Raw genomic sequence first — 25,421 nt, forward strand, 5'->3', positions numbered from 1 at the left:
GATGACCGATCTTCTCGACATCGACCTGAAGGCAGTGGTGTCCGAACAGCCCGACCCGCTGCTGTTCGCCACCGTCTCCGGAGCGCACCTCTACGGATTTCCGTCGCGTGACTCGGACGTCGATCTGCGGGGCGTGCACCTCCTGCCGACGGCCGAACTGGTCGGGCTGCGCGACCCGGACGAGACCCGGTCCCGGATGTGGGAGCAGGACGGGACCGAGATGGACCTGGTTACCCACGACCTCCGCAAGTTCGTACGGCTGATGCTGCGCCGCAACGGCTATGTGCTGGAGCAGCTGCTCTCGCCGCTGGTCGTGCACACCACGGACGCCCACCGGGAACTGGCCGCCCTCGCCCCCGGCGTCCTCACCAGCCATCACGCCCACCACTACCGGGGGTTCGCGACCACGCAGTGGCGGCTCTTCGAGAAGACCGGCGAACTCAAGCCGCTGCTCTACACGTTCCGTGTGCTGCTCACCGGTATCCACCTGATGCGCAGTGGTGAGGTGCAGGCCGATCTGCGCACGCTCATCGGGGAGACCGAGGCCCCCGCCTACCTGCCGGACCTGATCGCCGCGAAGGCGGAGCGGGAGCACGGGACCGCGGACGTACGGCACGCGCGCGTGGAGGCCGATGTCGAGTGGCTGCACGGTCTGCTGGACGAGGCGCAGGGCGTGTCAGCGCTGCCGGACGCTCCGTCCGTGTACGACGCCCTGCACGCGTTCGTCGTGCGGGTCCGGCTGGAGGGCCTTCGGGGGCACGGCGAGGACTGAGGCGCGGCGGGTGCGGATCAGGAAGTCCTCGACGCGTGCCTGGTCGGGCTCGGCGGGGAGCGGGCTGCGGCCGGCCGCCTCGTCGGCCTCCGTCCCCAGCCGGGTCATCCAGGTCTCGAACCGCGGCCAGGAGACCTCGCCCCGCTTCACCGCGAGCAGCGGCTCGCGTTGGTCGCCGACGTCGATCGTCAGCTCGCCGGTGCGCAGCAGGTCACGGGAGCTCATCAGCAGGCGGAGGAGGTGCATGGCGTGCTTCCAGCGCGGGGCGCCGCGCCGGCGTACGTCCGCCTCCAGCTTCTTGCGCTGGCCGAGCGCGTAGCGGGTGAACGTCTCGTGGGCCCGCAGGGACAGGAACGCCTCGCGCAGGGCGAGGAGTTCGCGGCCGGTGTCGTCGGCGTGCTCCACGACTGGGGAGTGCAGGCACTCCAGGATGTTCGGGTTCGCGCGCAGGGCCAGCTCGCAGAAGCGCTCCAGCTCCCAGCTGAACTGCTCCTCCGCCGGGCCCTCGACGTGGGTCGGGGGCTTCTCGAAGCGCCAGAAGAGCGGGGTCGGGGCGAGGAACACGCCCCGGCGGTCCGTGTCGCTCGTGTCCGTGGCCAGGCCGAAGGCGCGCGAACCCATCACGCAGGAGTAGATCGTGTGGTCGCGCACCAGGGCCTCGGAGTCCATGTCCGGAGCGTACGTGCCGACCTCACGCCAGGGTGATCGAATTTCCCTCGACCTTGATCTGCTTCTCGGGCAGCGGCTTTGTCGCCGGGGAGTGGGCCACCGAGCCGTCCTGGATGCTGAACTTGCTGCCGTGGCAGGTGCAGTTGATGGTGCCGTCCGACACATTTGCCACCGGGCACAGCCGGTGGGTGCAGATGTTGGAGAAGGCCTTGAACTGGTCCTTCTCCGGCTGGGTCACCACGACCTGCGCGTCGTTGAAGATCTTGCCGCCGCCGACCGGGATGTCGGTCGTCTTCGCCAGTTCCTGTCCGGCGGAGGCGCCGGCGGACGCCGAGTCGCTGCTGCCGCCGTACTCGCTGCAGCCCGCGACGAGAGCTGCCGCGCCGCTCGTGAGGAGAATAGTGCGCCGCGTCGGTCGATGGGTCATGTTGTCACTCCGAAGGTGCGGAAGAACCAGAGGGCGGACGTCAGCCAGATGACGGTGAGGACGGTGAACACGAGTCCGCCGATGATCGGCAGCAGCCAGCCGGGCAGTCGCTCCGAACGGAGCAGCAGCATCTTGGCACTGAAGGCACCGAAGAAGAAGCAACCCAGGAGAGAGTGCCACAAAACGCGCGATTCGTACGTCTGGTAGCCGAGCGCGTACAGGCAGTGCACCGCGACCGGCACCGCCACCAGAAACGCGATCCGCCCCGACCAGCGGTGCAGCGCCGCCGACCAACCCGGCCCCGGCAGCTTCCCGTACACCATGAACGCCGAGACGACCTGGACGAGCGCGAAGGTGAACGCCACCGTCGCAAGCCAGGACTTCACGGCGCCCGTGCTGCTGAAGCCGGCGAGGTTGAAGGCGGTGCCCGCGGGGTCGTGGACCTTGCCGTAGACGCCGAGACCGACCGCCACCGCCGCGGCGACCAGGGCCGGGACGAGATAGCGGGCCGGGTGCGGACGGCCGTGGGCGGGTGGGGGAGCCGGGAAGCCCCGGGTGGCGGCGTTCGGATCCACGGTCATGAACGGCTCCCTGCGACAGCGGGGGTCGGATGATGGGGACGAGCGGGGGTCAGGGGGTGACGGGCCGGGCGGTGAGCTGCTCGCCGTCGATCGTCACGACGCCGGTCGACGGGTCGATCTCGGGCGCCGGTGAGGGCTTGTCGTCGCGCTTGAGGATGCCGACCTGATCGCCGCCGGGAAGCACGATCCAGCCGCCGTCGACCTTGGCGCCGCGCACGGTGGCCGTCGCCCGGTAGAGCCCGGACGGCTTGACCGCCTTGTCGGCGGTGAAGCCGTACCGCTGCCCGCCCAGGTCGACGGTGCCGCGGATCCGCCTGCCGTCCTGGAGCGTGCCGTTCAGCTCGGCGCCCTGCTTGCCGGTCAGCTTCATGGTGCCGTCGTCCTTGACGGCGCCCTTCAGCCACGACTCCTTGTCGTGGCCGTCGCAGAAGTACGCGATCGCCTTGCCGTCGCGCAGGGAGACCGCGATCGCCGAGGAGTTGTCGTCGGTACGGCCCGCGTAGTCGGCGTTGGGCTGCGCGGTCCTCGACGGTGTCGGCGACGGGGACGGCTTGCTCGCGCTGGGTGCCGGGCTGGGTGTCGCGCTCGGCGAGGCGGTCGCGGCTGGCGCCTCCTCCTGATAGGACGACGCGCTCTTCGTCCCCGTCGTCGCGTTGAGCGACAGCAGGAACAGGCCGAGCGCCAGTCCCGCGAGAAGGGTGACAAGGGGTCCTGGATGCTTCATTCGGGCCATGCGGGCCTCCCCCGAGGCGAGTCTCCCGGCCATGAGAGCGGATCCGCGCCCCGGCGTCCAGAGGCGCACAGGTACGTTCTCACTACAAGTGGCGGAATAGGGCAATTCGAGTGACATTGGCAGAGTTCGAGGCCGGGCGGTGACCTGCACCCGGTCGCATTCCTGAAAGGCGTGACCATGGCAGGTAACGATCTCGGCAGCCTGCTCGGCGGTCTCCTCGGGGGAGGCCAGGGCAGTACGTCCGGTGGTTCCGGCGCGGGCATCCTGGGGGCGCTGCTCCAGTCCCTGGCCGGCGGTTCGAGCACCGGTTCGAGCACCGGTTCGGGCGGCGGCAACCCGCTGGGCGGACTTCTGGAGATGCTCACCAGGTCCGGGCTCACCGCGCAGAAGGACTCCTGGGTCGGCACCGGCGAGAACCAGCCCGTGACCGGCGCGCAGATCCAGCAGGCGCTGCCCGACGAGACGCTCAAGCAGGTCGCCGAACAGGCCGGGGTCACCTCGGACCAGGCCGCGGGGGCGATCGCCCAGACCCTGCCCCGGGCGGTCGACAAGCTGAGTCCGGACGGCGTGCTGCCGGCCGCCTCCCTGGAGGACCTCATCAAGGCGCAGCAGGTCTGACACCTCGCGGTGCGTGCGCGGCCTCCGTCTCGTCAGCCGGGCGCCGCGCACCCGCGCGTTGCGGGCTGACTACGCTGGTGTGACAAGACGTATACGTACATCAGCAAGGAGCATCACCGTGGCGGTACGAGCGGTCCGGGGCGCCGTCCAACTGGAGCGGGACGAGGCCGGTCACATGGACGAGCAGGTCAGCGAGCTGCTCACCGCCGTCCTGGAACGGAACGGCCTCACCACCGATGACCTGATCAGCATCTGGTTCACCGCGACGCCCGATCTGCACAGCGACTTCCCGGCGGCCGCCGCGCGGGGGCTCGGCATCGTCGACGTGCCGCTGATCTGCGCGCAGGAACTGGAGATCGAGGGCGCGATGCCCCGAGTCGTACGAGTCCTCGCGCACATCGAGTCCGACAAGCCCCGCGCCGACATCGCGCACGTCTACCTCGGCGCCGCGGGCGCACTCCGCAAGGACATCGCCCAGTGAGAACCGCCCTCGTCATCGGCACCGGACTGATCGGTACGTCGGCCGCCCTGGCCCTGGTGGCTCGCGGCGTCGTGGTCCACCTCGCCGACCACGACCCGGAGCAGGCCCGTACGGCGGCCGCGCTCGGCGCCGGCACCGACGAGGCGCCGGACGGCCGCGTCGACCTCGCCATCGTGGCCGCGCCGCCCGCACATGTGGCCGTCACCCTCGCGGACGCCATGCGGCGCGGGGTGGCCCGCGGCTACCTCGACGTGGCGAGCGTCAAGGGCGGCCCGCGCCGGGAGCTGGAGGCGCTCGGCCTCGACCTTTCGTCGTACATCGGCTCGCACCCCATGTCGGGCCGTGAGAAGTCGGGGCCGCTGGCCGCCACCGGGGACCTCTTCGAAGGGCGCCCGTGGGTCCTGACGCCCACCCGGGACACGGATACCGAGGTGCTCAACCTCGCCCTCGAACTCGTGTCGTACTGCCGTGCCGTACCCGTCGTCATGGACGCGGACGCGCACGACCGGGCCGTCGCGCTCGTCTCGCACATGCCGCATCTGGTGTCCAGCATGGTCGCCGCGCGCCTGGAGCACGCCGAGGAGGCGGCCGTACGTCTCTGTGGCCAGGGCATCCGTGACGTGACCCGGATCGCCGCCTCCGACCCCGGGATGTGGATCGACATCCTGTCCGCGAACCCGGGCCCGGTCGCCGACCTCCTCGCGGACGTCTCCGCCGACCTCGACGAGACGGTCCAGGCGCTGCGCGCCCTCCAGTCCTCCGACGAGGAGAAGCGCCGCGAGGGCGCCGACGGGATCTCGGACGTCCTGCGGCGCGGGAACGCCGGCCAGGTCCGTGTTCCCGGCAAGCACGGCTCGGCGCCGCGTGCCTACGAGGTCGTGGCCGTCCTCATCGACGACCAGCCAGGACAGCTCGCCCGCATCTTCGCCGATGCCGGGATGGCGGGGGTCAACGTCGAGGACGTACGCATCGAGCATGCGACCGGGCAGCAGGCCGGCCTGGTGCAGCTGATGGTGGAGCCGAAGGCGGCGCCGGTGCTGAGTGCCGCGCTGCGGGAGCGGGGCTGGGCGCTGCGGCAGTAGTGGTTCGCCGCGAGGGCGCGGTGCGCGGGCTCTTCTGCGCCGGCCCAGGAAGGGCCAGTAATACGGGGTCCGTGGAGCCAGTAACCTTGTGCGGGGCGCGATCGCGTCCCGCACAGACCTCCGCCCCGCACCAGGAAGGTGTTCCCACCGTGGAAAACGGCGCCGCCCGGACCGTACCGGCTGTGATTGTCGCGATTGACGGCCCCTCCGGCACGGGCAAGTCGAGCACCTCGAAGGCGGTGGCCTCGCAGCTCGGGCTGAGCTACCTGGACACGGGCGCCCAGTACCGGGCGATCACCTGGTGGATGGTGAGCAACGGGATCGACGTCACCGACCCGAGCGCGATCGCGGCCGCCGCGGGCAAGCCGGAGATCATCTCCGGCACCGACCCGGCCGCTCCGGCCATCACCGTCGACGGGAGCGATGTCGCGGGCCCGATCCGCACGGACGAGGTCACCTCCAAGGTGAGCGCCGTCAGCGCGGTGCCCGAGGTGCGCGCGCGGATCACCGACCTGCAGCGTTCGATCGCGGCAGGCGCGGAGGGCGGGATCGTCGTCGAGGGGCGTGACATCGGGACGACCGTGCTGCCCGACGCCGACCTGAAGATCTTCCTCACCGCGTCCGCGGAGGCGCGTGCCGCCCGGCGCAGCGGTGAGCTGAAGGGCGCCGACATCAACGCCACCCGGGAGGCTCTGGTCAAGCGGGACGCGGCCGACTCCAGCCGTAAGACGTCCCCGCTCGCCAAGGCCGACGACGCGGTCGAGGTGGACACCTCCGACCTCACACTCCAGCAGGTCATCGAGTGCGTCGTCACCCTCGTCGAGGAGAAGCGGGCCGCGAAGTGACCGAAGCACCATCGGTACGGGGTGCCGAGGTCGGGCGCCGTATCGGCGTCGGACTGATGTACGGCCTGTGGAAGCCGCGGGTTCTCGGCGCCTGGAAGGTACCAGCGAGCGGCCCGGTGATCCTGGCCGTGAACCACGCGCACAACATCGACGGACCGATGGTCATGGGCGTGGCGCCCAGGCCCACCCACTTCCTGATCAAGAAGGAAGCGTTCATCGGGCCGCTCGACCCCTTCCTGCTCGCCATCGGCCAGCTGAAGGTGGACCGCTCGGTCGCCGACCGCACGGCGATCACCCAGGCGCTCGGCGTCCTCGACAACGGAGGGGTCCTCGGAATCTTCCCGGAGGGCAGCAGGGGCGAGGGCGACTTCGCCTCGCTGCGGGCCGGGCTCGCGTACTTCGCCGTACGCGGCGGGGCGCCCATCGTCCCGGTGGCGGTACTGGGAAGTTCCGAGCGGAGCAGCCGGCTGACCAAGGGGCTGCCCCCGCTGCGCAGCCGGGTCGACGTCGTCTTCGGCGACCCCTTCGAAGCGGGCGACGGCAGCGGACGGCGTACGCGCAAGGCCCTCGACGAGGCGACCCTGCGCATCCAGAAGCAGCTGACCGCGCACCTGGAGAACGCCAGGCGCCTGACCGGGCGCCGGGAAAATGCCGGGCGCCCCATCGGGCACTAGGCGACACTTGAGTAGTGGATCTCCCGATATACGGGGGGCCACCGATCACCACGATGAACTACGAGGTACGGACTTCATGAACGACCACATCCAGCCCGACGGCTCGGCAGGTTCTGCCGAGCACGAGCACGGGGCGCTTGGCGATGCCGAGTACGCGGAGTTCATGGAGCTCGCCGCGGAAGAGGGCTTCGATGTCGAGGACGTCGAGGGCGCGCTCGGGGAGGCGGGCCACGGTCCGCTGCCCGTGCTCGCCGTCGTCGGCCGTCCCAATGTCGGCAAGTCGACCCTGGTGAACCGGATCATCGGCCGCCGCGAGGCAGTCGTCGAGGACAAGCCCGGCGTCACCCGCGACCGCGTCACCTACGAGGCCGAGTGGGCGGGCCGCCGCTTCAAGCTCGTCGACACCGGCGGCTGGGAGCAGGACGTCCTCGGCATCGACGCCTCCGTGGCCGCGCAGGCCGAGTACGCGATCGACGCGGCCGACGCGGTCGTCTTCGTCGTCGACGCCAAGGTCGGCGCCACGGACACCGATGAGGCGGTCGTACGACTGCTGCGCAAGGCCGGCAAGCCGGTGGTCCTGTGCGCCAACAAGGTCGACGGACTGAGCGGCGAGGCCGACGCCTCGTACCTCTGGGCCCTGGGCCTCGGCGAGCCGCACCCCGTCTCCGCCCTGCACGGCCGTGGCACCGGCGACATGCTGGACGCCGTCCTGGAGGCGCTGCCGGACGCCCCGGCGCAGACCTTCGGCGTTGCGGTCGGCGGTCCCCGCCGCATCGCTCTCATCGGCCGCCCGAACGTCGGCAAGTCCTCGCTGCTGAACAAGGTGGCCAACGAGGACCGCGTGGTCGTCAACGAGGTGGCGGGCACCACCCGTGACCCGGTCGACGAGCTCATCGAACTCGGCGGTATCACCTGGAAGTTCATCGACACGGCGGGCATCCGCAAGCGGGTCCACCTCCAGCAGGGCGCCGACTACTACGCCTCGCTGCGGACGGCCGCGGCGGTGGAGAAGGCCGAAGTCGCCGTCATCCTGATCGACGCCTCCGAGACCATCTCCGTCCAGGACCAGCGCATCGTCACGATGGCCGTCGAGGCCGGGCGGGCGATCGTCCTCGCCTTCAACAAGTGGGACACCCTCGACGAGGAGCGCCGCTACTACCTGGAGCGCGAGATCGAGACCGAGCTCCTCCAGGTCGCGTGGGCGCCGCGGGTGAATGTCTCCGCGCGCACCGGGCGGCACATGGAGAAGCTCGTCCCGGCGATCGAGGCGGCCCTGGAAGGCTGGGAGACCCGCGTCCCGACCGGCCGTCTGAACGCCTTCCTCGGCGAGCTGGTCGCCGCCCACCCGCACCCGGTCCGCGGTGGCAAGCAGCCGCGCATCCTCTTCGGCACGCAGGCGGGCACCAAGCCCCCGCGGTTCGTGCTCTTCGCCTCCGGCTTCATCGAGCACGGCTACCGGCGCTTCATCGAGCGCCGGCTGCGCGAGGAGTTCAGCTTCGAGGGGACGCCGATCCATATCTCGGTGCGGGTGCGCGAGAAGCGCGGCGCCAAGAAGAAGTAGTCATGGAAAAGGGCGGCTCCTCTCTTTGAGGAGCCGCCCTCTTCGCTGTGGTCTCAGAGCCCCGTGTTCTCAGATCCCCCTGCGCGGCGCGGGCGGCAGCGCGGGCGGCAGCGCGGCCGGGACGTGGTGCATTGCGGTGCTGTGCTGTTGCTGCCGTCCGCTCGTGTGCTGCCGCGCGGAGTACGCCCCCGCGCTGTACGAGCTGTAGGCGTTGTGCGGGCTGTAGGAGCCGTACGAACTGAACGAGCTGAACGAGTTCGTGCTCTGCGGGAGGTTCCCGAAGGCCGCGAAGCCCAACTCCTCCTCGCCGTGGCGGTCGCCGGGCAGGGCCCTGAAGGATCTGACCCACTCGGCGTAGAGCGCGTCGTAGATCGGCGTGGCCGATGGGCCGCCCGGGGGGTCCTGGGCCGGTCGCGCGACGGGGACCGGCTGGTAGGGCTGGCGGCGGGGGACGTCGTAGGTGTGCACGTACGTGCCAACGACCCCGGCCCCGCTACGGATGCGGCCAACGCGTGGCTTTCGCAGGTCACCTGGAGGGTGCGGCGCCTGTCCGGGGCACCTGGAGGGGTGCGGCGTCGGTCCCGGTCGCTGGGAGGGTGCGGCTCCTGTCCGTGGTCGCCGGGAGGGTGCGGTGCCTGTCCAGGTCACCTCACCGGGACGGTGCGGCGCCCGTGGCTGGTCGTGCCCGTGCGACGGAGCCGCGTAGGTGTCGCGGCCCCGCGCGCCCCTGTTGGGCGCCGCAGTCTCCCGGCTCAACCCGGCGGCGCGCTCAGGTCCCGGCGAGCGGCAGCGCGCTGGCGACGAGCTTGCCGTTGGCGGCGGCCTTGTCCAGGGCGTCGCGCAGCAGGTCCTCGCGGGGCTGGCGGCCGATCGAGCCGACCGGAGCCGCGAACAGGAGCACCTGCTGGTGCTTGTTGGCGGCCGCGCGCCAGCTGTCGGCGACCTGGAGCGCCTGGTGTGCCTGCCACCAGGCGACGGGCGAGCCCCCGCCGGTGCCCGGCTGGAGCACGGCGTGCAACTGGCCGGCGGCGAGCAGCACGGACCAGCCGTGCAGCACGGGCGGCACCGAGTTCAGCCCGGTCACCGGCATGAAGCCCTGCTCGATGAGGAGGGGCAGGAAGTCGTCGCCGATGTCGGTCGAGCCGGGGCGGACGATGGGCCCGGTCGGTTCGACGACCAGCGCCGGATGCAAGTCACCGTTGATCAGGAGGAGTCCGCTGGTGACACCGAGCACGGCCTGCTCGGGCCCGGCGCCCACCGGCCCGCCCTCGGCGGCGATCGAGCGGACGGCGCCCTGGAGTTGTTCCTCGGTGACCTGGACGACCTGCGAGGGCAGGCAGGTCGCGTGGGCGAAGGCAAGGACGGCGGTCTCGTCGCCGATGAACAGGACGGTGCTGGTGCGCTCCTGTTGCGAATCGCCCTGGGTGCGGCAGGACGTGCAGTCGTAACTGCCCGGGGCGTTCTCTCCGGCGAGCAGCCGGTCGGCTTCTTCGTCGCCGATCTCGGCGCGTACGTCGTCGCTGACGTCGAGCATGCGCGGCACGCTGGCTCCTCGGGATGCGGTGCGTGGCGATGCCGGGTGGCCCCGGCACCTGAATCCGGGGGTCCCCGGCTCATGAAGATGACAACGGGCGATCTGTGGCCGGAGTCACGCCCGGGAGCGAACGGAATCGAACCATCCGAAGCGCAGCGTGAGGTCGCCCGCGGAATCCGTCACTCCGAGCCAACTTGTCGGGGTACTAGGGAAGTTGAGCCGGTGAGCTGGGTCACAGATCACCGGGCCGACAGGTCGACATATCAGGAAATCACCCTATGAAGTGGGTGGCTGAATTTCGCCGATACCATCGGTAACGGTGAACTGGCCTCGAATGACAAGGAGTTGGTTGATATCGGTCGGCCGGCTCCATAGATTCCTCCGCCGTGTGCAACGAGCACCGCTCGGGTACGTCCGCCGGTCGAACCAGCCGGCTCGCAGCACAGCCTCCGGCGGACGGGGCGGAGCGCGACAACCGGCGTCATACGCGCGGGGAATCGCGCCCTGTCCTGGGGGACCCCGGGTCCGTGGAGAGGGATTTGTATGTCCGCATGTGCCGAGAACAACAGCACTCATAAGGTTCGTACGACGCGTACGACCGCGGTCCTCGCAGGGGCGGCCCTGCTCGCCCCGCTCGGACTGCTCGCCACGAGCGGCAGCGCCGCGGCGGCCGACAGCGGAGTGTGGGACCGCATCGCCCAGTGCGAGAGCGGCGGCAACTGGCACATCAACACCGGAAACGGCTACTACGGAGGACTGCAGTTCTCCGCCGGTACCTGGCAGGCCTATGGTGGCGGCGCCTACGCGTCGACCGCCGACAAGGCGTCCAAGGGCGCCCAGATAGCCGTCGCGACCAAGGTCCAGCGTGCGCAGGGGTGGGGCGCTTGGCCCACCTGTTCGGCGCGGGCCGGAGCGTCCGGCAGCGCGCCCGCGTCCTCGGGCGCCGGGTCGTCCGGAGGATCGGCGACCACGAAGTCGGCACCCAAGGCCGCACCTAAGTCCGCACCTAAGTCCGCGCCCAAGGCCGCACCCAAGGCGGCCCCGTCGAAGGCGCCCGAGCGTCCGTCGGGCGATCACGCGAACCGGAGTTCGTCCCGCGGCGACTACACGGTCCGCAGCGGTGACACGCTGAGCGCCATTGCGGCGTCGCACGGGACCACCTGGCGGAAGGTCTACGCCGCCAACAAGGCCGTCATCGGCGGCGATCCCGATCTGATCCTGCCCGGGCAGCGGCTCGACCTCTGAGCCCCTCCCGACGCTCTCTCGTGAGCGCGGGGTCCTGAGCACGAGCTCTTGGGTGTGGGGCCCTGTCCGGCCGGTCCTCCGACCGGGTGGGGCCCCGGCCTGGTCGGGCGCGGCTGGACGGGCGGCCCGGCCGGGCTGCTTAGCGTGGGCCGATGCACCCCCAGTGGCACTCATCGACCATGCCGGGCAAGTCCGTTCGCTACGCGGTCGTGGTCGCCGCCGCGCTGGCCGTCCTGGCACCCTCCAGGGCTGCCGCCGCGCCGCCGCCCCCGCTTCCCGGCCCCCAGGCGGCACGAGTGTCCTACGACTGTGCCAAGGACCAGTGGCCCTGGGGCTGTCTCGCCGAGTGCGAGAGCAGTGGCCGCTGGGACGCGAACACCGGGAACGGCTTCTACGGGGGGCTGCAGTTCTGGCCGTCGACCTGGGAGGGGTTCGGTGGCCTGAAGTACGCCTCGCGCGCCGACCTGGCCAGCCGCGCGGAGCAGATCGAGATCGCCGAGGGGGTGTTGGCCGCCCAGGGGTGGGAGGCCTGGCCCGTCTGTTCCAAGAGGTACGCGCTCCAGGGCCGTATGCATGCGGTGAAGCGCGGCGACACGCTCTCGTCGATCGCCCGCAGGTATCAGGTCAAGGGTGGCTGGCAGGCGCTCTACCAGGCCAACAAGCAGATGGTCGGGCTCCATCCGGACCGGCTGAACGTGGGCACCCTTCTCGTCATCCCGAAGGGTTCGGGCGGCGGCGCCCGGGCCTCGGACCGTGCCCTGTTCGGGCCGTCCCTGGCACCCCTGCCGTTCCCGCCGGCCTCCCTGGTTCCCGTCTCGCCTCGGCCGCCTCTCCGCTGAACACGACCGTGCCGCGGCGTAGTTCATGGACGTACGTCGTCCTGCCCGGCCTCTCGCGCAGGACGGGCGGCAGCCGCTGTTCCGCGACCACCACGCACGCGTCGAGGCCGCCCAGGAGTTCGTACGTGCGTGCCGCGACCGTCGGTGACATGCCCTGCGCGGGCTCGTCGACGAGCACCACGCGCGCGCGTGCCAGCAGGGCGCGGGAGAGGGCGAGCATGCGCTGTTCGCCGCCGGAGAGGGTGCCTGCGCGACGGGGGAGGAGGGGGAGGAGTTGGGGGTAGGCGTCCAGGGCGGGGGCGAAACCGTCCTTGCGGGCGGCCAGTTCGAGGTTCTCGCGGACCGTGAGCGAGCCGAAGACGGCACGGCGCTCGGGGACGAAGCACAGCCCGCGGCGGGCGCGTTCGTAGGCCGGCAGCCGGGTGACGTCCGCGCCGTCCCAGACGACTGTGCCGCCGGACAGGGGTACGGCCCCGGCGAGGCCGCGCAGCGCGGTCGTGCGGCCGGAGCCGTTGCGGCCGAGCAGCACGGTGAGGCCGGGGCCCGGGGCGACGAGGGTCACGCCGTGCAGGGCCTCCAGGGGGCCGTAGCGCACGCGCGCCTGGTGCAGGGCGATGCTCATCCGCCGTACCCCGTATCGAGTACGAGGCCGGCCGGACCGGAGGTGACGATCCGCCCCGCCGCCATGACATGGACCGTGTGGGCCAGGTCGGCGACCAGATCGAGGTCGTGCTCCACGACGAGCAGGGCCATGCCGTCCGCGGCGAGGGCCCGCAACACGCGCGCGAGGGCGGTCACTTCACCGCTGTCGAGCCCGGCGGCCGGCTCGTCGAGCAGCAGCACCCGCGGGCCGCCCGCGAGCGCCCGCGCCAGTTCGACGCGCCTCAGGGTGCCGGTCGGCAGCCCCGCCGCGGGCAGCGCCCGCACCGGCCCTTCGAGCCCGAACAGTCGCAACGCCCGCTCCACGGAACCCGGATCGGCGCTCCGCCCCTGCTCGGCGCCCACCCGAACGTTTTCGGCCACGGTCAACGAGGGGAAAATTGCCAGCTGCTGAAAGGTCCGCGCGATCCCGAGCCGGGTGCGGGCGTGCGCAGCCAGCCGGGTGATGTCTCTCTCCCCGAGCAGCACCTTCCCGCCCGCAGGGCGCAACGTCCCGGCCAGACAGTGGAAGAGGGTGCTCTTCCCCGCGCCGTTGGGGCCCACCACCGCGGTGACCTGGCCGGGCCGGACATCGAGGTCGACTCCGTCGAGGGCGGTGAAACCCCCGTACGTGACGTGCAGTCGGCGGGCGCGGAGGGCTTGCGTGGCCGTGGGCTCCAGCGGGAGGCGCGAACGGCGGGGCACGGCTCGGTCTGCGCCGCGGTCTGCGCTCCGCGATGCCGCAGCCCTTCCCGAGCCCAGTCGGCTCCTGGGCCTGCCTGGATCCTGGGCGGAGGAATGGCTCCGCGATGGTGTGCCGTAGACCGGTCGGCTCGGGCGTTCCGCCGGCTCCGAGACGGCCGCGGCGCCCCGCGGCTGGGCGGTGCTTCCCGGGTGCTCGGCGTCCGGTGTCGTGGTGCTGACGGGGGGCGGTTCGACAGAGGGTGTGTCGGTGGGTGTCGGTGTGGTGTCGGGCGGGCGGCCGGGGTCGGCGGGGCTGTGTTGTGGCGGGTGGGCCGCGCCTCCTGAGTGCTCGGTGTTCGGCGCCTGCGCGCCGGTGCCACGCTGTCCGGTGGTGCCGGGCGGTGCGGTTCCGGCAGGCGTCGGTGTTGTGCGGGGTGGTTGGCCGGGGTTGGTCGGGGCGTGTTGGGGTGGGTGAGCCGGGCTTCGGGGGTGCTCGGCGTTGGGTGCCTTCTCGTCGGCGGCATGTCGTTCGGCGGTGCTGGGTGGCTCAGTTCCGGCAAGGGGTGTGGCGGCACGTCCCGGGGTTGTGTCGGGCGGGTGGCCGGGCTCCGGCAGGGTGTTTTGTCTGCCGTGTCGGTCGGGGGTTTCCGGGGGCCGCTGCTCTGTGTGTCTCGGTCCGGTGGTGAGGGAGCGGTCGGAGTCGGTCGGGCTGCTGCTGCGGCGGCGCTCGCCCACCGCGGGTACTGCCGGGAGCCGTCGGCCAGGTCGCGCCGCCGCCATGGGGGCGGCCCCGGCCGGTAGTGGCCCCCTGGTCATCCTCGGCCGCACCGGCCGCAGTTGGCGTCGTACCCGGGTGCCCAAGGGGGTGAGTGTCGCCCGGCGGCGCAGGTGCAGCCGGGAAGCGGCGGTGTGCAGGGCCTCGTACGGGCCGCCGGGGAAGCGGCCGACGAGGACGGCCAGTACGCCGATCAGGGCTGCCGCCACCCCGCCGCGCGCCCCGGCGTCGAGTCCCACGAGCAGGGCCGCGGCGGCGAGGGCGCCGAGCACGCTGTCGGCGCCGAGGACGACGACCGCAGCGAACCAGAGCAGGCCGCGGACGGGGTCGTACGCCGTCGCGTCGAAGGCGCGCAGGCCCATTCCGAGCATGCCGCCGCCGAGGGCGGCCAGGGCGGCGCCCGCCACGAAGGCGGTCAGTTTCAGGGCCGGGACGCGGACACCCGCCGCCGACGCGCCCGACTCGTGGTCGCGCATCGCTGCCAGGGCCCGGCCCGTGCGGCCCCGGCGCAGCGCGCCGGCCGCCACCAACGCGCAGCCCAGCAGGGCCAGTTCGAGCAGGTAGTACGCGCGATCGCCGTCGAAGCCCGCCGGGCGGCCGAGGGACAGGCCCGAGGTGGCGTACGGCTGGGCGAAGACGAAGCGGCTGACGCCGACGCCCACCGCGAAGGTGGCCAGGGCGAGGGCCAGGCCGTGGCGGCTGATGGCGGGCCAGCCGGTGAGGAGGCCGAGCGGGGCGACCAGGATGACCGCGACCGCCAGCGCGGCCAGTTCCGGCAGTTGGGGCAGGCCGGGGAAGCGGCCCGCCGCGAGCAGGGCCGTGAAGAGGGCGCCGAGACCCGCGTACGCCGCCTGCCCGAGCGAGATCTGGCCGCCGCGGCCCGTGACGACGACCAACGACAGCAGCACCACGCCCAGCGCCGGGACCTGCACCGACGTATGCAGGTCCGAGCCCGCGAAGCCCAGGGGCAGGAGGAAGAGGACGACCGCCACGATCCACGCCCCCGGCGGGGTCGCGACGCGGGCCGTCGCCGTGCGCGGGAGCGCGTCGCGGGTGCCGATGCCGGGGAGGACGAGGGCCGCGATCAGCAGCGCGACCACGAACAGGTTCGCGCCGACCGCCTGGAGCAGGGGTTCCTCCCAGCCGGACGGGTGCAGGCGGGTCAGCTGGCTCTGCGCGACGCCGATGCCGAGTGCCACCACGACCGCCACCGGAAGGCTGCGCATCCGGGCGACCACGGCGACCGCGAGCACCTCCATGACGAGCAGGGGCATGCCGTACGGGTCGAGGCGCACGTACGGGGCGAGGAGTACGCCGGTCAGGCCGGCCGTGAACGAGCCGAACGCCCAGCCCGCCGCGGCCACCCGGTCCGCGTCGATGCCGCCGAGCACGGCGAGGGAGCGGTCGTCGACGACGGCGCGCAGCTCCGTGCCGATACGCGTCCAGCGCGTGACGGCCCCGACGCCCACGGCCAGCGCGACCGCCACCGCCAACTGCCCCCACGGATCCGCCGACACCGGCGTCGGTGCGTCCGCGCGTGCCCCCGTGCCCCACACCAGGGCCGCCCCGCCGACGAGCAGCACGAAGACGCCGATGGACGCGACCAGCGTCTGCGCCGGGTCGCCGCCCAGGACGGACAGCGGGCGGAAGACGAAACGTTCCAGGGCCACGCCGATCGCCGGGGCCACCACCAGCAGCGTCACCGCGGAGGCGAGCCCGAGTGGCCAGCCCCACTCGACCGTGAACTGGCGCAGCAGATACGCGCACGCCATCGCGATGGCACCGTGCGCGAAGTTGAGGACACCGGTCGCCCGGTGGGTGACGATCAGCCCGACCCCGGTCAGGGCGGCGGCGCTGCCGACCGAGAGACCGGCGAGGGTGAGGTCGTACGTCAGTGACGCCATCAGTCGTCCGGATCGGCGGCGGACGGCTCGCAGATCGGGCAGGGCCCCAGTTCTCCGCTCGCCAGGAGCAGCGAGTCCACCGGTACGGCCTGTGCCTTCCCGGCGACCAGCGGGCAGTCGGCGCGGTGCCACAGCGTGCCGCCCGGCACCGTCAGGAGCTCACCGCTGGTGGCGACGGGAACGACGGCCGGCTGCCCGGACTCGTCCATGTCGGCGGGCTCCGCCGCGACCAGGAGGCCGTACAACTCCTCGACGCGCGCCGCCGCCAGCGCGTTCCTGCCGTGGGTGAGGAGCACCGCGCCCGCGATGATCAGTGCGGCGCCGGGCACCGTGCACGACGCCAGAAACGGCAGTTGCCGTTCCGCGTACCGCTCGCCCGAGATGCCGTACCAGCCGATCACGCACAACACCGCTCCCGCGGCGAGCGCGGCCCACCCCGCCCACAGGACGGGGTGCACAGTCCGCAGTCGAGCTGTCCGCATCCGGGGCTCCAACACGTCGTGTGTTTTGGTCCGTTGACTGTCCATGTCAGCCGATGGCTTGCACTATGCCTTCTGCAAGCTGACCCTGAAAGCACCGGGCGCACCTGGCCCGGTCCGACACCCGGTGGTGAGCCAGATGGTTCTCGGGAGCGACCTCAGGCGGGGGAACGGCCGGGGGGTGGCGGCAGCGGCGGTCCTGTTCCTCGCCGCGGCCCTGACGGCGTGCAGCGACGAGAGCGGCGGCGGTGACACCGACCCGCCCACCCCCTCGGTGGAGCGGTCCACCGGCGCGGAGCCCAGCCCCACGGCTCCGGCGGACGCCGCGGCGGCCGAGCAGGCGGTGAAGGAGAACTGGGAGAAGTTCTTCGACCCGGCCGTCGCCCAGAAGGACAAAACGGCCGTTCTGGAGAACGGCGACCAGATGACCCAGGTCCTGGAGGGCTTCAGCGGAGATCAGCGCGGCCAGCAGGTGGCGGCCGTCGTCGAGAAGGTCGAGTTCACCTCGCCGGCCGACGCGAACGTGACGTACTCGCTGACCCTGAAGGGCGCGACCGCGCTGCCGGGCGCCGCCGGAACAGCGGTCGAGCAGGACGGCACCTGGAAGGTGTCCGTGAAGACGCTCTGCGCGCTGGTGCAACTGAGCGGCAATGAGTCGCCGGGCCCGGGCTGCTGAGGCGCTCGCCGCGGGGCTGCTGCTTCTGCTGAGCGCGGCCTGCGGCAGCCGCCTCCCGGAGAGCGACTTCGAGAACCGGTCCACGCCCGCCCCGCAAGGAGGCACCGCACCGATCCGTGTCGGCATCATCACCAGCGCCACCAGTCCCGTCGGCGGCTCCGCCTTCACCGGACCGCGCGACGGGGCGAAGGCCTACTTCGACCGGCTCAACGCGCGCGGCGGCATCGGCGGGCGCCCTGTCGAGGTGCGGCTGTGCGACGACGGGGGCAGCGGGGTCGGCAACAACGAGTGCGTGCACCAACTCGTCGACGAGGACAGGGTCGTCGCCCTCGTCGCCACCACCGCCCTCGACTACGCGGGTGCCCCTCGGGTGTCCCACGCGCGCGTGCCCGACATCGGGGGGCAGCCCATCGGGCCGGCCTACGACACCTATCCCTACCTCTACGGGATCTACGGGAGCCTCGCGCCCCGTGGCGGCACACACGGCTGGGACGGCGAGTTGTACGGCGGGACCGAGGTCTACCGCTACTTCAAGCGTGAGCAAGGTGCCCGCACCGCCGCCGTCGTCTCCTACAACCAGTCCGCGTCGGCCTCCTACGCCGGGCTTGTCACCGCGGGGCTGAAGGCCGAGGGCTACAAGGTCGTCACCGAACAGGTCGACTTCGCGCTTCCCAACTTCCGGGCCGCCGCGGCCGATCTGAAGGAACAGGGCGCCGATCTCGTCTTCGACGCCCTCGACACGCACGGCAACGCGCAGCTGTGCGAGGCCATGGACGCCGTCGGGGCCTCGGTCATCGCCAAGGTCACCAACGTGCAGAACTGGACGTCCGCCGTCGCCTCCGACTACAAGGGCTCCCCGCGGTGTCGCAACGCGCTGTGGGTGACGGGGGCCAGCCGTAACTACGAGGACATTGGACAGGCGGCTGTACGGGAGTTTCGCGACGCTACGGAGGGGCTGGAGGTTCACTCCCAGTGGCAGTTGGAGGGGTGGGCTGCTGCGATGTGGTTCTCGGATGCGGCGGAGTTCTGTGCGTCCTCGGGGGTCACGCGGGCGTGTGTCGACCGGTTCATGAACCGAGGGGAGCCGTACAGCGCCGACGGGCTGTTGGTTCCGGTCGTCTACGAACGGCTGGCCGTGCCGCCCGAGACGCGGAGGACTTGTGTGTCGGTGGCGCGTTGGGAGGACGCACGGGGGTGGGTCTCCCAGGGGGAGATGGACAGCAACTGTTTTGAGGTGCGGCAGTTGGCTTATCGACCTTGAGGGGTGGCGGGGTGGCGGTCGCGGGTGGTGGGTTTTCGCCCCCTCCGCCCCTGCCCGTCCCGTTTCTGGAGGCTGCCGCCCCCAGACCCCCGCTGTCGGCCTGGACGGCCTCGTCCTCAAACGCCGGACAGGCTGAAACGGGGCCGAGGGAACAGTCCTTGCGGACAACAGCTGTCCGCAAGGACTGTCAGACTCAGCCCATGTTGGAGACCTCCGCACGGCTGCTGCGTCTGCTCTCGTTGCTTCAGGCTCATCGGGAATGGTCCGGGGCGGACCTGGCGGACCGGCTCGGTGTCACGCCTCGTACCGTGCGCCGCGACGTGGACCGACTGCGGGAGCTGGGCTATCCCGTCAACGCCAGCCCCGGCACGGGCGGCGGCTATCAGCTCGGCGCGGGGGCGGAGCTGCCGCCGCTGCTCCTCGACGACGAGGAGGCGGTGGCTGTGGCGGTGGGCCTGCGGACGGCCGCGGGGCAGGGCATCGAGGGCATCGGCGAGACCTCCGTACGCGCACTCGCGAAACTGGAGCAGGTGCTGCCGCACCGGCTGCGCCGCCGGGTGAGCGCCCTGAACGCGTTCACCGTACCGATGCTGCGCGGCCCGCAGCCGTCTGCCGTTGCCATCGACCCTGGCGTGCTCACGGAGTTGGCCAACCTCTGCCGGGACGCCGAGCGGCTGCGCTTCGAGTACCGCAGTCATGAGGGTGCCTCCAGCCGCCGTACCGTCGAACCGCACCGTCTGGTGTGCACCGAGCACCGCTGGTACCTGGTCGCCTGGGACGTCGACCGCGACGACTGGCGTACCTTCCGGGTGGACCGCATCACGCCCACGCCGCCGCACGGACCGCGTTTCACACCTCGTCCGCCACCGGCCGAGGATCTGGCGGCGTACGTCTCCAGAGGCGTCTCCACGCGCGTGTACGCCTCGCATGCCGTCGTCAGGCTGCTGGTGCCCATGGAGGAGGCCGCCGAGCGGATCTCGCTCTCCGCCGGGATGCTGGAGGCGGAAGGGAAGAACAGCTGCATCCTGCGGTCCGGGGCCGCGAGCCTCGATGTGATGGTGCTTCACGTGATGATGACGGGCTTCGATTTCGAGGTGCTCGAACCCGCCGAGCTCACCGGGGCGATCAGGACGGCGCGGGACCGGCTGTCCCGGGCCCTTGAGCGGTCCGAGGGGCCCGGGAAACCGCCGGGTACTCGGGATGGTGCAGGTCGAACGGCGGGGACTCGGGGCGAATCCGGGGCGGCGTCGTGAAGTGGTGACTCGGGGGCGGACACGAGGTGGCCCACTCCAGGGAGCGGCCGAAGCCCCGGGGGACGTCGACGTCGACGTTGGCGCCGTACTTGGCGGTCTTCCGGACGCCGTAGAAGAGGCTCGGCAGGAAGGCGCCGTTCGTCGAGAGGGTGTTGAGCGGCGTGTGGGCGAACCAGCCCAAGGCGGCGGGGCCGTCGGGCATCAGGAGCGAGCCGAGGACGATCAGGCCGCCTGCGCGGTGCCCGTCCCCGTCGCTCGCCCCTTCGCGGTCGCGTTCCGGGTCTGCATGAAGCTCATGCCGTGATGCCCGTGCCGCACCTTGATCCGACAGCGGGCGTGCGGGGATTGTGTGCTGGAACCGTGTATTTCCTATGCGGTGTCAGCTCCCTGAGCACTCCCCGGAATCGGAATGGAAAGGCGCCGGCGCACGGCTGATCCGTACATTCCACGGGGCTATTCGAGGCGGCGTCGGGGGAGTCCCGAATTGAGTTCGAAGGTGCGCGAAACGCGTACCGAACCCCTCGTCCGTGTGACGGAGTTCGGCCGAAACGCGTGCCGTGATCCTGTGACAGAAGTGTGACCGGAGAGGGATAAGCGCGGCATGGTGCGGTGCCGGGCTTCCCCGGTGCCGGAGGGCCGCCTAACGTGGCGTTCATGGCACCCATTCCCACCCCTCCCGCAGAGCCCCAGGACAGCACGGAACCCTATGTCGGGCTGGAGGCGAGAAGCGCCGAGCGTCGTGCCCGGGAGCACGGCTGGTCCACGGTGCGCTCGCTGCCGCCCGGCACGATCATCACCATGGAGTACCGCGTGGGGCGGCTCAACTTCGAGGTCAGCCACGGCAGGGTGACCCGCTGCTGGAAAGGCTGACGGGCGCCGTCGGCGGTATGCGCGAAGGCCCCCGGCTCGTCAGGAGCCGGGGGCCTTCGCGGTGCGGGGAGAGGCTTGTGCGTACCGGCCCCGCGGGTTCTGTGTGCTCAGGGCCCCGTCGCGGGGCGGGCCGAGGGGTTCGTGGGCGTGCGTGGCACCCGGTCCGGCTGTGGCGGGCGGCGGCTGCCGACCGGGGTGACCGGGGTGCGCTCGGAGCGTGTCGTGTGCGGGCCGGGTGCCAGGGTGACCGGAGTCCGCGGCGCTCGGGCGCCGGCCGTCTCGTGGGCCGGCATGTCCCCTTCCGCGCTGATGGGCTGCGTGACCATGACGGGTGCGCCCACCGGAGTGGGGGCGGGAGTGTCCGCGGGAACCGGCGCGGTACGGGCGCGACGGGCGCGCCAGCTGTCGCGCAGGGCGAAGATCCAGACCTCCGCGCGGGCAATCAGCGGCTCGAACCAGGGCAGCGCCAGCAGGATCAGCAGACCCGCCGCCCAGCCCAGGACCACATCGCTCAGCCAGTGAGTGCCCAGATAGACGGTGGTCAGACCGACGCCCAGGGAGACCACGGCGGAGACCGCGGACAGCCACCGTCTGGCCCGCGGGGTCGAGGCCAGGTAGGCCAGGATTCCCCAGGTCACGACGGCATTCGCGGTGTGACCCGACGGAAATATATCGCCGCCGAGACCCATCTCGTTCGAGCCGATCGTGGTCGCGTAGTGCGGACCGAGGCGGCCCATGCCGATCTTGGCGGCGCCGACCGTGATGTTCAGCAGCAGCAGTGAGGCGCCCAGCGTGAGCAGGGGGCGCAGGGTGTGCTGCCGCCAGGAGCGCCAGCCCAGCCAGGCGGTGACCATCACCGCTGTGGGGCCGCGCTGGCCGAGTACTACGTAGTAGTCGAGGAACGCATGGATCTCCGGCCATTGCTGATAGGGGCGGAAGAACATGACCTGCCAGTCGAGCCGGACCAGCCATGAGGTGATCACGACGGCCCACACGATGGCCCCGTAGAAGACCAGGGTCGCGGAGAAGAGCACGACCCTGTGCCGGTTCATGACCGGCACATCGATGTGGGCCGGTCGTTCCGGCTCACGGTCCAGCCGGGCGAAGACCCGGTCAAGACGAGTCAGCAATCGTTCGGTACGCACTCAATCGACGTTACAGCGAGTGAGGTGTGTTCCAGGTCGAATCACTCGCTTTGTGATGACGATGTGATGTGGGATTCCTCTCAGGATGATGTCAATTTCCAATGAATCGCTAATCCGCCATGGTCGAACCCTTCAATTCCATTGATCAGGTGTGAGTTCGATTTACTGCTCTTGCATTTCCGTTCACCTGAAGATTGGATGAAATTACCCGCCTGCTCACCCGGCGTCACCGTGTTGATCATGGCGACCCGCGCCGCTCGGCTGCCCGCAGGTCCGGTATATGGGGCAATGTCACGAACGCGACGGCCTGCCTGGATGCCGGGGAGCGTGGCGTACGCCACACCCGGGTGGCAGGAACGTGAGAGGTCCACCACGCGTCATCGGTGAGAACTCGCGTACGCTGACGGCTCACTCGCCTTTGTTGCGTGGGCCGGGATTCCGCTCTCCCAGGCCGCAACCGCAGGGAGTCCCCACCCCGCGGTCCCGCCGAACGCGAGGGAACATCTGGGAGGTAGTACATGTCCGGGACGACTACGGCCGCTGTGCGATGCCGTCGGGAGGCGGGGCCCGGTGCCAACCGCTGGGTCGTCCTGGTCGTCCTCTGTGTGAGCCTGCTTCTTGTCGCCCTCGACGCCACCGTGCTGCATGTCGCGGTGCCCGCCGTCACCGAGGACCTCAAGCCCGGCGGGATAGAGCTCCTCTGGATCGTGGACGTCTACCCGCTCGTCTGCGCCTCGCTCCTCATCCTCTTCGGCACGCTGGGCGACCGCGTCGGCCGCCGCCGGATCCTCCTCCTCGGGTACGCGCTCTTCGGCGTCGCCTCCGGACTCGCGGCCCTCGCCGACAGCGCGCAGGTGCTCATCGGTGCGCGCGCCCTGCTCGGTGTCGGCGGCGCGATGATCATGCCCGCGACGCTGTCCATCCTGCGGCAGGTCTTTCCCGACCGGCGGGAGCGGGCACTCGCGATCGGCATCTGGAGTGCCGTCGCGGCCGTCGGGGCCGCGATCGGGCCGCTCCTCGGCGGATTTCTGCTGGAGCACTTCTGGTGGGGTTCGGTCTTCCTCGTCAACATCCCGCTGATGCTGGTCAGCCTGCCCATCGGGCGACTGCTGCTGCCCGAGTCGAAGGGCGACGGCAGGGGGCCCTGGGATGTCGTCGGCGCGCTCATGGGCGCCGCCGCGCTCTTCGGGCTCGTCCTCGGTGTCAAGCAGCTCGGCGGGGGTGAGTTCACCCCGTTCACGCTGGTGACGCTGCTGGCGGGCGGGGCGCTGATGGTCGCCTTCGTACGACGGCAGCGGCGGCGTGAGCATCCGCTGGTCGATCTGCGGATGTTCTCGCGGCCCGCGTTCACCACGTCCGTCTGCTGCATCGTGCTCGCCATGCTCGCCCTGGTCGGCCTTGAGCTGATCGCCGCCCAGTATCTGCAACTCGTGCTCGGTCTTTCGCCGCTGGAGACCGGGCTGCGGCTGCTGCCGCTCACCGTCGCCGCGATGGCGGCCGGGCTCGGCGGGGCGAAGATCCTGCGGCGGTTCGGGCCGCGCACGATGGTCTGCTCCGGGTTCTGCATCACCGCCGCCGCGGTCATCATGCTCACGCCGATGGGCGGGCACGACAACACCGGGTTGCTGCTCAGCGGATTCATGTTGCTCGGCTTCGGGCTGGAGATGACACTCTTCGGCGCGTACGAGTCGATGCTGAGCGAGGCTCCTCCGGCGCAGGCCGGCGGGGCCGCGGCGATCGGCGAGACCTCGTACCAGCTGGGCGCCGGGATCGGGATCGCGCTCCTGGGGAGTGTGATGAACGCGGCGTACACGCCACGGCTGTCCTCGGTTCCGGGGGTTCCTGCGTCCGATTCCAAGGCGGCGGGGCACTCTCTGGGGGAGGCGTACGAGGTTGCTGCGCGGCTTGGCGGGCATCCTGGTGCGGCTCTGCGCCACGCGGCTCGGGACTCCTTTGTGCACGGGCTGCATGTGACCTTGCTGGTCAGTGCGGGGTTGCTGCTGCTCGGGGCCGCCATGGCGTTGCGGTTGCCGCGGGTCATGGAGTGCGAGGCGCCCGCGGCGGAGATCCCTGCGCCGAGGCAGGTCGCGGAGTCCCGCGTGTCTGTGTAGTTCTCCCGCCCGCGCACCGCCCGTTCAACTTGGTCGAGAGGTGACCGTCTCTCGTGGGGGCGGGTCGCCGTCGGCGGCTGCCGGCTCGCTTGCCACATGGGCACGGCCACATCTACCCGGGTCACCGTTCCCCGGGCCGCTGCCCCCTTGGCCACGGTTCCCCCGGGTCACCGTCCCCCTGGCCACCGTCCCCTGGCCACCGTTCCCCGGGCCGCCTCCCCCGGGTCAACGGACGTAGGCCGCCCGCAAGGGGTCGCCCTCCCCGTACCACTGGACGTGCGGGAGACTGCGTCGTAGCGTCGGGGTCGTATCCGTAACTAGCGGCGCTAGTTTCAGAGTTTCGGAGGCTGTGTCATGTCCGCGTCCTCGAAGTTGCCCCCCTTCGATCCCGCCGATCCCCTGGGTGTCGACGACCTTCTGGACGCGGAGGACCTGGCGATCCGCGACACCGTGCGGGCGTGGGCCGCGGAGCGGGTGCTGCCGTATGTCGCCGAGTGGTACGAGAAGGGGGAGCTGCCCGGGATCCGGGAGCTGGCGCGGGAGTTGGGCGGGATCGGGGCGCTCGGGATGTCGCTCCAGGGGTACGGGTGCGCGGGGGCGAGCGCGGTGCAGTACGGGCTCGCCTGTCTGGAGCTGGAGGCCGCGGACTCCGGGATCCGGTCGCTCGTGTCGGTGCAGGGGTCGCTCGCGATGTACGCCATCCATCGGTTCGGTTCCGAGGAGCAGAAGCAGCGGTGGCTGCCGTCCATGGCCTCCGGTGAGGTCATCGGATGCTTCGGGCTCACCGAGCCCGACCACGGGTCCGACCCGGGCTCCATGCGGACGTACGCCAAGCGCGACGGCGGGGACTGGGTCCTGGGCGGGCGGAAGATGTGGATCACCAACGGGTCCGTCGCCGGGGTCGCCGTGGTGTGGGCGCAGACCGATGAAGGGATCCGTGGCTTCCTCGTGCCCACCGACACGGCCGGGTTCTCCGCCCCCGAGATCAGGCACAAGTGGTCGTTGCGGGCCTCCGTCACCAGTGAGCTGATCCTGGACGACGTACGACTGCCCGCCGATGCCGTGCTGCCGGAGGTCACCGGGCTGAAGGGGCCGCTGGGCTGTCTGTCACACGCGCGGTACGGGATCGTGTGGGGGGCGATGGGCGCAGCGCGGGCCAGTTTCGAGGCGGCCGTCGAATACGCGAAGACGCGCGAGCAGTTCGGGCGGCCCATCGGCGGCTTCCAGCTCACCCAGGCCAAGCTCGCCGACATGGCGGTCGAACTGCACAAGGGAATTCTGCTCGCCCATCACCTGGGGCGGCGCATGGACGCGGGGCGGCTGCGCCCGGAGCAGGTCAGCTTCGGCAAGCTCAACAACGTGCGGGAGGCGATCGAGATCTGCCGGACCGCCCGCACCATTCTCGGGGCCAACGGCATCTCGCTCGAATACCCCGTGATGCGGCACGCCACGAACCTGGAGTCGGTGCTCACCTATGAGGGCACCGTGGAAATGCATCAACTCGTGCTGGGCAAGGCGCTCACCGGACTCGATGCCTTCCGGTAGGAACCCACGACCCCGGAA

Annotated in this window: 25 protein-coding genes and 1 pseudogene; 15 read left to right on the forward strand and 11 right to left on the reverse strand. The window is 71.2% G+C overall.

Features of this window, described 5'->3' with window-relative positions; all coding sequences use genetic code 11:
• Window position 1: 1 nt before the first annotated feature.
• A complete protein-coding gene (locus ACIPC1_RS25315) occupies window positions 2-772 on the forward strand; it encodes a DNA polymerase beta superfamily protein (RefSeq protein ID WP_402520662.1) in 771 nt (256 codons plus the stop codon).
• Here the strand turns inward: ACIPC1_RS25315 and ACIPC1_RS25320 are convergent.
• The 4 genes from ACIPC1_RS25320 to ACIPC1_RS25335 are packed head-to-tail and all read right to left on the reverse strand — an operon-like array spanning window position 677 to window position 3,173.
• Entirely contained in the window at window positions 677-1,441 is a 765-nt protein-coding gene (locus ACIPC1_RS25320) for a DNA polymerase beta superfamily protein (protein WP_402520664.1), read from the reverse strand. The two genes, ACIPC1_RS25315 and ACIPC1_RS25320, sit on opposite strands and share 96 nt — an antisense overlap.
• Before the next feature lie 22 nt (window positions 1,442-1,463).
• Window positions 1,464-1,868 (reverse strand): Rieske (2Fe-2S) protein, encoded by a 405-nt coding sequence (locus ACIPC1_RS25325; protein ID WP_402520666.1) that lies wholly within the window; start codon window positions 1,866-1,868, stop codon window positions 1,464-1,466.
• On the reverse strand, window positions 1,865-2,449 hold the full coding sequence (locus tag ACIPC1_RS25330; RefSeq protein ID WP_402520668.1) for a DUF6529 family protein: 585 nt from the start codon (window positions 2,447-2,449) through the stop codon (window positions 1,865-1,867). The genes ACIPC1_RS25325 and ACIPC1_RS25330 overlap by 4 nt, the downstream gene beginning before the upstream one ends.
• Before the next feature lie 49 nt (window positions 2,450-2,498).
• On the reverse strand, window positions 2,499-3,173 hold the full coding sequence (locus tag ACIPC1_RS25335; protein ID WP_402521411.1) for a hypothetical protein: 675 nt from the start codon (window positions 3,171-3,173) through the stop codon (window positions 2,499-2,501).
• A gap of 186 nt (window positions 3,174-3,359) precedes the next feature.
• Between ACIPC1_RS25335 and ACIPC1_RS25340 the strand changes: the two genes are divergently transcribed.
• The 6 genes from ACIPC1_RS25340 (at window position 3,360) to der (ending at window position 8,443) form a co-directional block, all read left to right on the forward strand.
• Window positions 3,360-3,800 (forward strand): YidB family protein, encoded by a 441-nt coding sequence (locus ACIPC1_RS25340; RefSeq protein ID WP_402520670.1) that lies wholly within the window; start codon window positions 3,360-3,362, stop codon window positions 3,798-3,800.
• Between the two features lie 118 nt (window positions 3,801-3,918).
• Entirely contained in the window at window positions 3,919-4,281 is a 363-nt protein-coding gene (gene aroH / locus ACIPC1_RS25345; protein WP_384383146.1) for a chorismate mutase, read from the forward strand.
• On the forward strand, window positions 4,278-5,363 hold the full coding sequence (locus tag ACIPC1_RS25350) for a prephenate dehydrogenase (RefSeq protein WP_402520672.1): 1,086 nt from the start codon (window positions 4,278-4,280) through the stop codon (window positions 5,361-5,363). Before aroH ends, ACIPC1_RS25350 begins: the two co-directional genes overlap by 4 nt.
• A 149-nt stretch (window positions 5,364-5,512) precedes the next feature.
• On the forward strand, window positions 5,513-6,208 hold the full coding sequence (gene cmk, locus ACIPC1_RS25355) for a (d)CMP kinase (RefSeq protein WP_402520674.1): 696 nt from the start codon (window positions 5,513-5,515) through the stop codon (window positions 6,206-6,208).
• Entirely contained in the window at window positions 6,205-6,882 is a 678-nt protein-coding gene (locus tag ACIPC1_RS25360) for a lysophospholipid acyltransferase family protein (protein WP_402520676.1), read from the forward strand. Before cmk ends, ACIPC1_RS25360 begins: the two co-directional genes overlap by 4 nt.
• Before the next feature lie 76 nt (window positions 6,883-6,958).
• Window positions 6,959-8,443, forward strand: coding sequence for a ribosome biogenesis GTPase Der (gene der, locus ACIPC1_RS25365; RefSeq protein WP_384383142.1), 1,485 nt, complete (start codon window positions 6,959-6,961; stop codon window positions 8,441-8,443).
• Between the two features lie 69 nt (window positions 8,444-8,512).
• Here der and ACIPC1_RS25370 read toward each other — a convergent pair whose 3' ends face one another.
• Both ACIPC1_RS25370 and ACIPC1_RS25375 read right to left on the reverse strand, forming a co-directional pair.
• Window positions 8,513-8,911 (reverse strand): hypothetical protein, encoded by a 399-nt coding sequence (locus tag ACIPC1_RS25370; protein WP_402520679.1) that lies wholly within the window; start codon window positions 8,909-8,911, stop codon window positions 8,513-8,515.
• Window positions 8,912-9,212: 301 nt separating this feature from the next.
• Entirely contained in the window at window positions 9,213-9,986 is a 774-nt protein-coding gene (locus ACIPC1_RS25375; RefSeq protein WP_402520681.1) for a hypothetical protein, read from the reverse strand.
• A 534-nt stretch (window positions 9,987-10,520) separates the two neighbouring features.
• Here ACIPC1_RS25375 and ACIPC1_RS25380 point away from each other — a divergent pair.
• Window positions 10,521-11,222 (forward strand): transglycosylase family protein, encoded by a 702-nt coding sequence (locus ACIPC1_RS25380; protein ID WP_402520683.1) that lies wholly within the window; start codon window positions 10,521-10,523, stop codon window positions 11,220-11,222.
• A gap of 179 nt (window positions 11,223-11,401) precedes the next feature.
• A pseudogene (locus ACIPC1_RS25385) lies at window positions 11,402-11,881 on the forward strand (transglycosylase family protein); the annotation flags it as partial.
• A 52-nt stretch (window positions 11,882-11,933) separates the two neighbouring features.
• Here ACIPC1_RS25385 and ACIPC1_RS25390 read toward each other — a convergent pair.
• The 3 genes from ACIPC1_RS25390 to ACIPC1_RS25400 are packed head-to-tail and all read right to left on the reverse strand — an operon-like array spanning window position 11,934 to window position 16,545.
• The gene (locus ACIPC1_RS25390) at window positions 11,934-12,683 is read right to left on the reverse strand and encodes an ATP-binding cassette domain-containing protein (RefSeq protein ID WP_402520685.1); all 750 of its coding nucleotides are present in this window, start codon (window positions 12,681-12,683) and stop codon (window positions 11,934-11,936) included.
• On the reverse strand, window positions 12,680-16,063 hold the full coding sequence (locus ACIPC1_RS25395) for an ATP-binding cassette domain-containing protein (protein ID WP_402520687.1): 3,384 nt from the start codon (window positions 16,061-16,063) through the stop codon (window positions 12,680-12,682). The genes ACIPC1_RS25390 and ACIPC1_RS25395 overlap by 4 nt, the downstream gene beginning before the upstream one ends.
• The gene (locus tag ACIPC1_RS25400; protein WP_402520689.1) at window positions 16,063-16,545 is read right to left on the reverse strand and encodes a hypothetical protein; all 483 of its coding nucleotides are present in this window, start codon (window positions 16,543-16,545) and stop codon (window positions 16,063-16,065) included. Before ACIPC1_RS25400 ends, ACIPC1_RS25395 begins: the two co-directional genes overlap by 1 nt.
• 136 nt (window positions 16,546-16,681) lie before the next feature.
• On the opposite strand from ACIPC1_RS25400, the gene ACIPC1_RS25405 reads away from it, so the two are divergent.
• From ACIPC1_RS25405 to ACIPC1_RS25420, 4 genes are all read left to right on the forward strand, one after another.
• Complete coding sequence (locus tag ACIPC1_RS25405) at window positions 16,682-17,218, forward strand: hypothetical protein (protein WP_402520691.1); 537 nt, start codon at window positions 16,682-16,684, stop codon at window positions 17,216-17,218.
• Window positions 17,193-18,479 carry an ABC transporter substrate-binding protein gene (locus ACIPC1_RS25410; RefSeq protein ID WP_402520693.1) on the forward strand — a complete coding sequence of 429 codons (1,287 nt, stop codon included), beginning with the start codon at window positions 17,193-17,195 and terminating at the stop codon, window positions 18,477-18,479. Before ACIPC1_RS25405 ends, ACIPC1_RS25410 begins: the two co-directional genes overlap by 26 nt.
• 200 nt (window positions 18,480-18,679) lie before the next feature.
• Window positions 18,680-19,732, forward strand: coding sequence for a helix-turn-helix transcriptional regulator (locus tag ACIPC1_RS25415; protein ID WP_402520695.1), 1,053 nt, complete (start codon window positions 18,680-18,682; stop codon window positions 19,730-19,732).
• A 654-nt stretch (window positions 19,733-20,386) separates the two neighbouring features.
• Complete coding sequence (locus ACIPC1_RS25420) at window positions 20,387-20,602, forward strand: I78 family peptidase inhibitor (RefSeq protein WP_402520697.1); 216 nt, start codon at window positions 20,387-20,389, stop codon at window positions 20,600-20,602.
• A 107-nt stretch (window positions 20,603-20,709) separates the two neighbouring features.
• Here ACIPC1_RS25420 and ACIPC1_RS25425 read toward each other — a convergent pair whose 3' ends face one another.
• Both ACIPC1_RS25425 and ACIPC1_RS25430 read right to left on the reverse strand, forming a co-directional pair.
• Window positions 20,710-21,747: a phosphatase PAP2 family protein gene (locus ACIPC1_RS25425; RefSeq protein ID WP_402520699.1), complete on the reverse strand. Its 1,038-nt coding sequence runs from the start codon at window positions 21,745-21,747 to the stop codon at window positions 20,710-20,712.
• A gap of 80 nt (window positions 21,748-21,827) precedes the next feature.
• Window positions 21,828-22,088, reverse strand: a complete 261-nt coding sequence (locus tag ACIPC1_RS25430; protein ID WP_402520701.1) for a hypothetical protein — start codon at window positions 22,086-22,088, stop codon at window positions 21,828-21,830.
• A gap of 177 nt (window positions 22,089-22,265) precedes the next feature.
• On the opposite strand from ACIPC1_RS25430, the gene ACIPC1_RS25435 reads away from it, so the two are divergent.
• Together ACIPC1_RS25435 and ACIPC1_RS25440 are read left to right on the forward strand one after the other, a co-directional pair.
• A complete protein-coding gene (locus ACIPC1_RS25435; protein ID WP_402520703.1) occupies window positions 22,266-23,858 on the forward strand; it encodes an MFS transporter in 1,593 nt (530 codons plus the stop codon).
• A gap of 354 nt (window positions 23,859-24,212) precedes the next feature.
• A complete protein-coding gene (locus ACIPC1_RS25440; protein WP_402520705.1) occupies window positions 24,213-25,403 on the forward strand; it encodes an acyl-CoA dehydrogenase family protein in 1,191 nt (396 codons plus the stop codon).
• Window positions 25,404-25,421: the final 18 nt, after the last annotated feature.

This window comes from Streptomyces sp. NPDC087263 (genome assembly GCF_044744645.1).
Classification (GTDB): Bacteria; Actinomycetota; Actinomycetes; order Streptomycetales; family Streptomycetaceae; genus Streptomyces.

Excerpts from the sequence above, each read along its gene's own strand:
- ACIPC1_RS25315 (WP_402520662.1), top strand. The coding sequence starts at position 2 with ATGACCGATCTTCTCGACATCGACCTGAAGGCAGTGGTGTCCGAACAG.
- ACIPC1_RS25330 (WP_402520668.1), bottom strand. The coding sequence starts at position 2,449 with ATGACCGTGGATCCGAACGCCGCCACCCGGGGCTTCCCGGCTCCCCCA.
- ACIPC1_RS25325 (WP_402520666.1), bottom strand. The coding sequence starts at position 1,868 with ATGACCCATCGACCGACGCGGCGCACTATTCTCCTCACGAGCGGCGCG.
- ACIPC1_RS25335 (WP_402521411.1), bottom strand. The coding sequence starts at position 3,173 with ATGAAGCATCCAGGACCCCTTGTCACCCTTCTCGCGGGACTGGCGCTC.
- ACIPC1_RS25400 (WP_402520689.1), bottom strand. The coding sequence starts at position 16,545 with ATGCGGACAGCTCGACTGCGGACTGTGCACCCCGTCCTGTGGGCGGGG.
- ACIPC1_RS25380 (WP_402520683.1), top strand. The coding sequence starts at position 10,521 with ATGTCCGCATGTGCCGAGAACAACAGCACTCATAAGGTTCGTACGACG.
- der (WP_384383142.1), top strand. The coding sequence starts at position 6,959 with ATGAACGACCACATCCAGCCCGACGGCTCGGCAGGTTCTGCCGAGCAC.
- ACIPC1_RS25415 (WP_402520695.1), top strand. The coding sequence starts at position 18,680 with ATGTTGGAGACCTCCGCACGGCTGCTGCGTCTGCTCTCGTTGCTTCAG.
- ACIPC1_RS25440 (WP_402520705.1), top strand. The coding sequence starts at position 24,213 with ATGTCCGCGTCCTCGAAGTTGCCCCCCTTCGATCCCGCCGATCCCCTG.
- ACIPC1_RS25340 (WP_402520670.1), top strand. The coding sequence starts at position 3,360 with ATGGCAGGTAACGATCTCGGCAGCCTGCTCGGCGGTCTCCTCGGGGGA.
- ACIPC1_RS25410 (WP_402520693.1), top strand. The coding sequence starts at position 17,193 with ATGAGTCGCCGGGCCCGGGCTGCTGAGGCGCTCGCCGCGGGGCTGCTG.
- ACIPC1_RS25435 (WP_402520703.1), top strand. The coding sequence starts at position 22,266 with ATGTCCGGGACGACTACGGCCGCTGTGCGATGCCGTCGGGAGGCGGGG.
- ACIPC1_RS25320 (WP_402520664.1), bottom strand. The coding sequence starts at position 1,441 with ATGGACTCCGAGGCCCTGGTGCGCGACCACACGATCTACTCCTGCGTG.
- ACIPC1_RS25405 (WP_402520691.1), top strand. The coding sequence starts at position 16,682 with ATGGTTCTCGGGAGCGACCTCAGGCGGGGGAACGGCCGGGGGGTGGCG.
- ACIPC1_RS25420 (WP_402520697.1), top strand. The coding sequence starts at position 20,387 with ATGGCACCCATTCCCACCCCTCCCGCAGAGCCCCAGGACAGCACGGAA.
- ACIPC1_RS25395 (WP_402520687.1), bottom strand. The coding sequence starts at position 16,063 with ATGGCGTCACTGACGTACGACCTCACCCTCGCCGGTCTCTCGGTCGGC.
- ACIPC1_RS25390 (WP_402520685.1), bottom strand. The coding sequence starts at position 12,683 with ATGAGCATCGCCCTGCACCAGGCGCGCGTGCGCTACGGCCCCCTGGAG.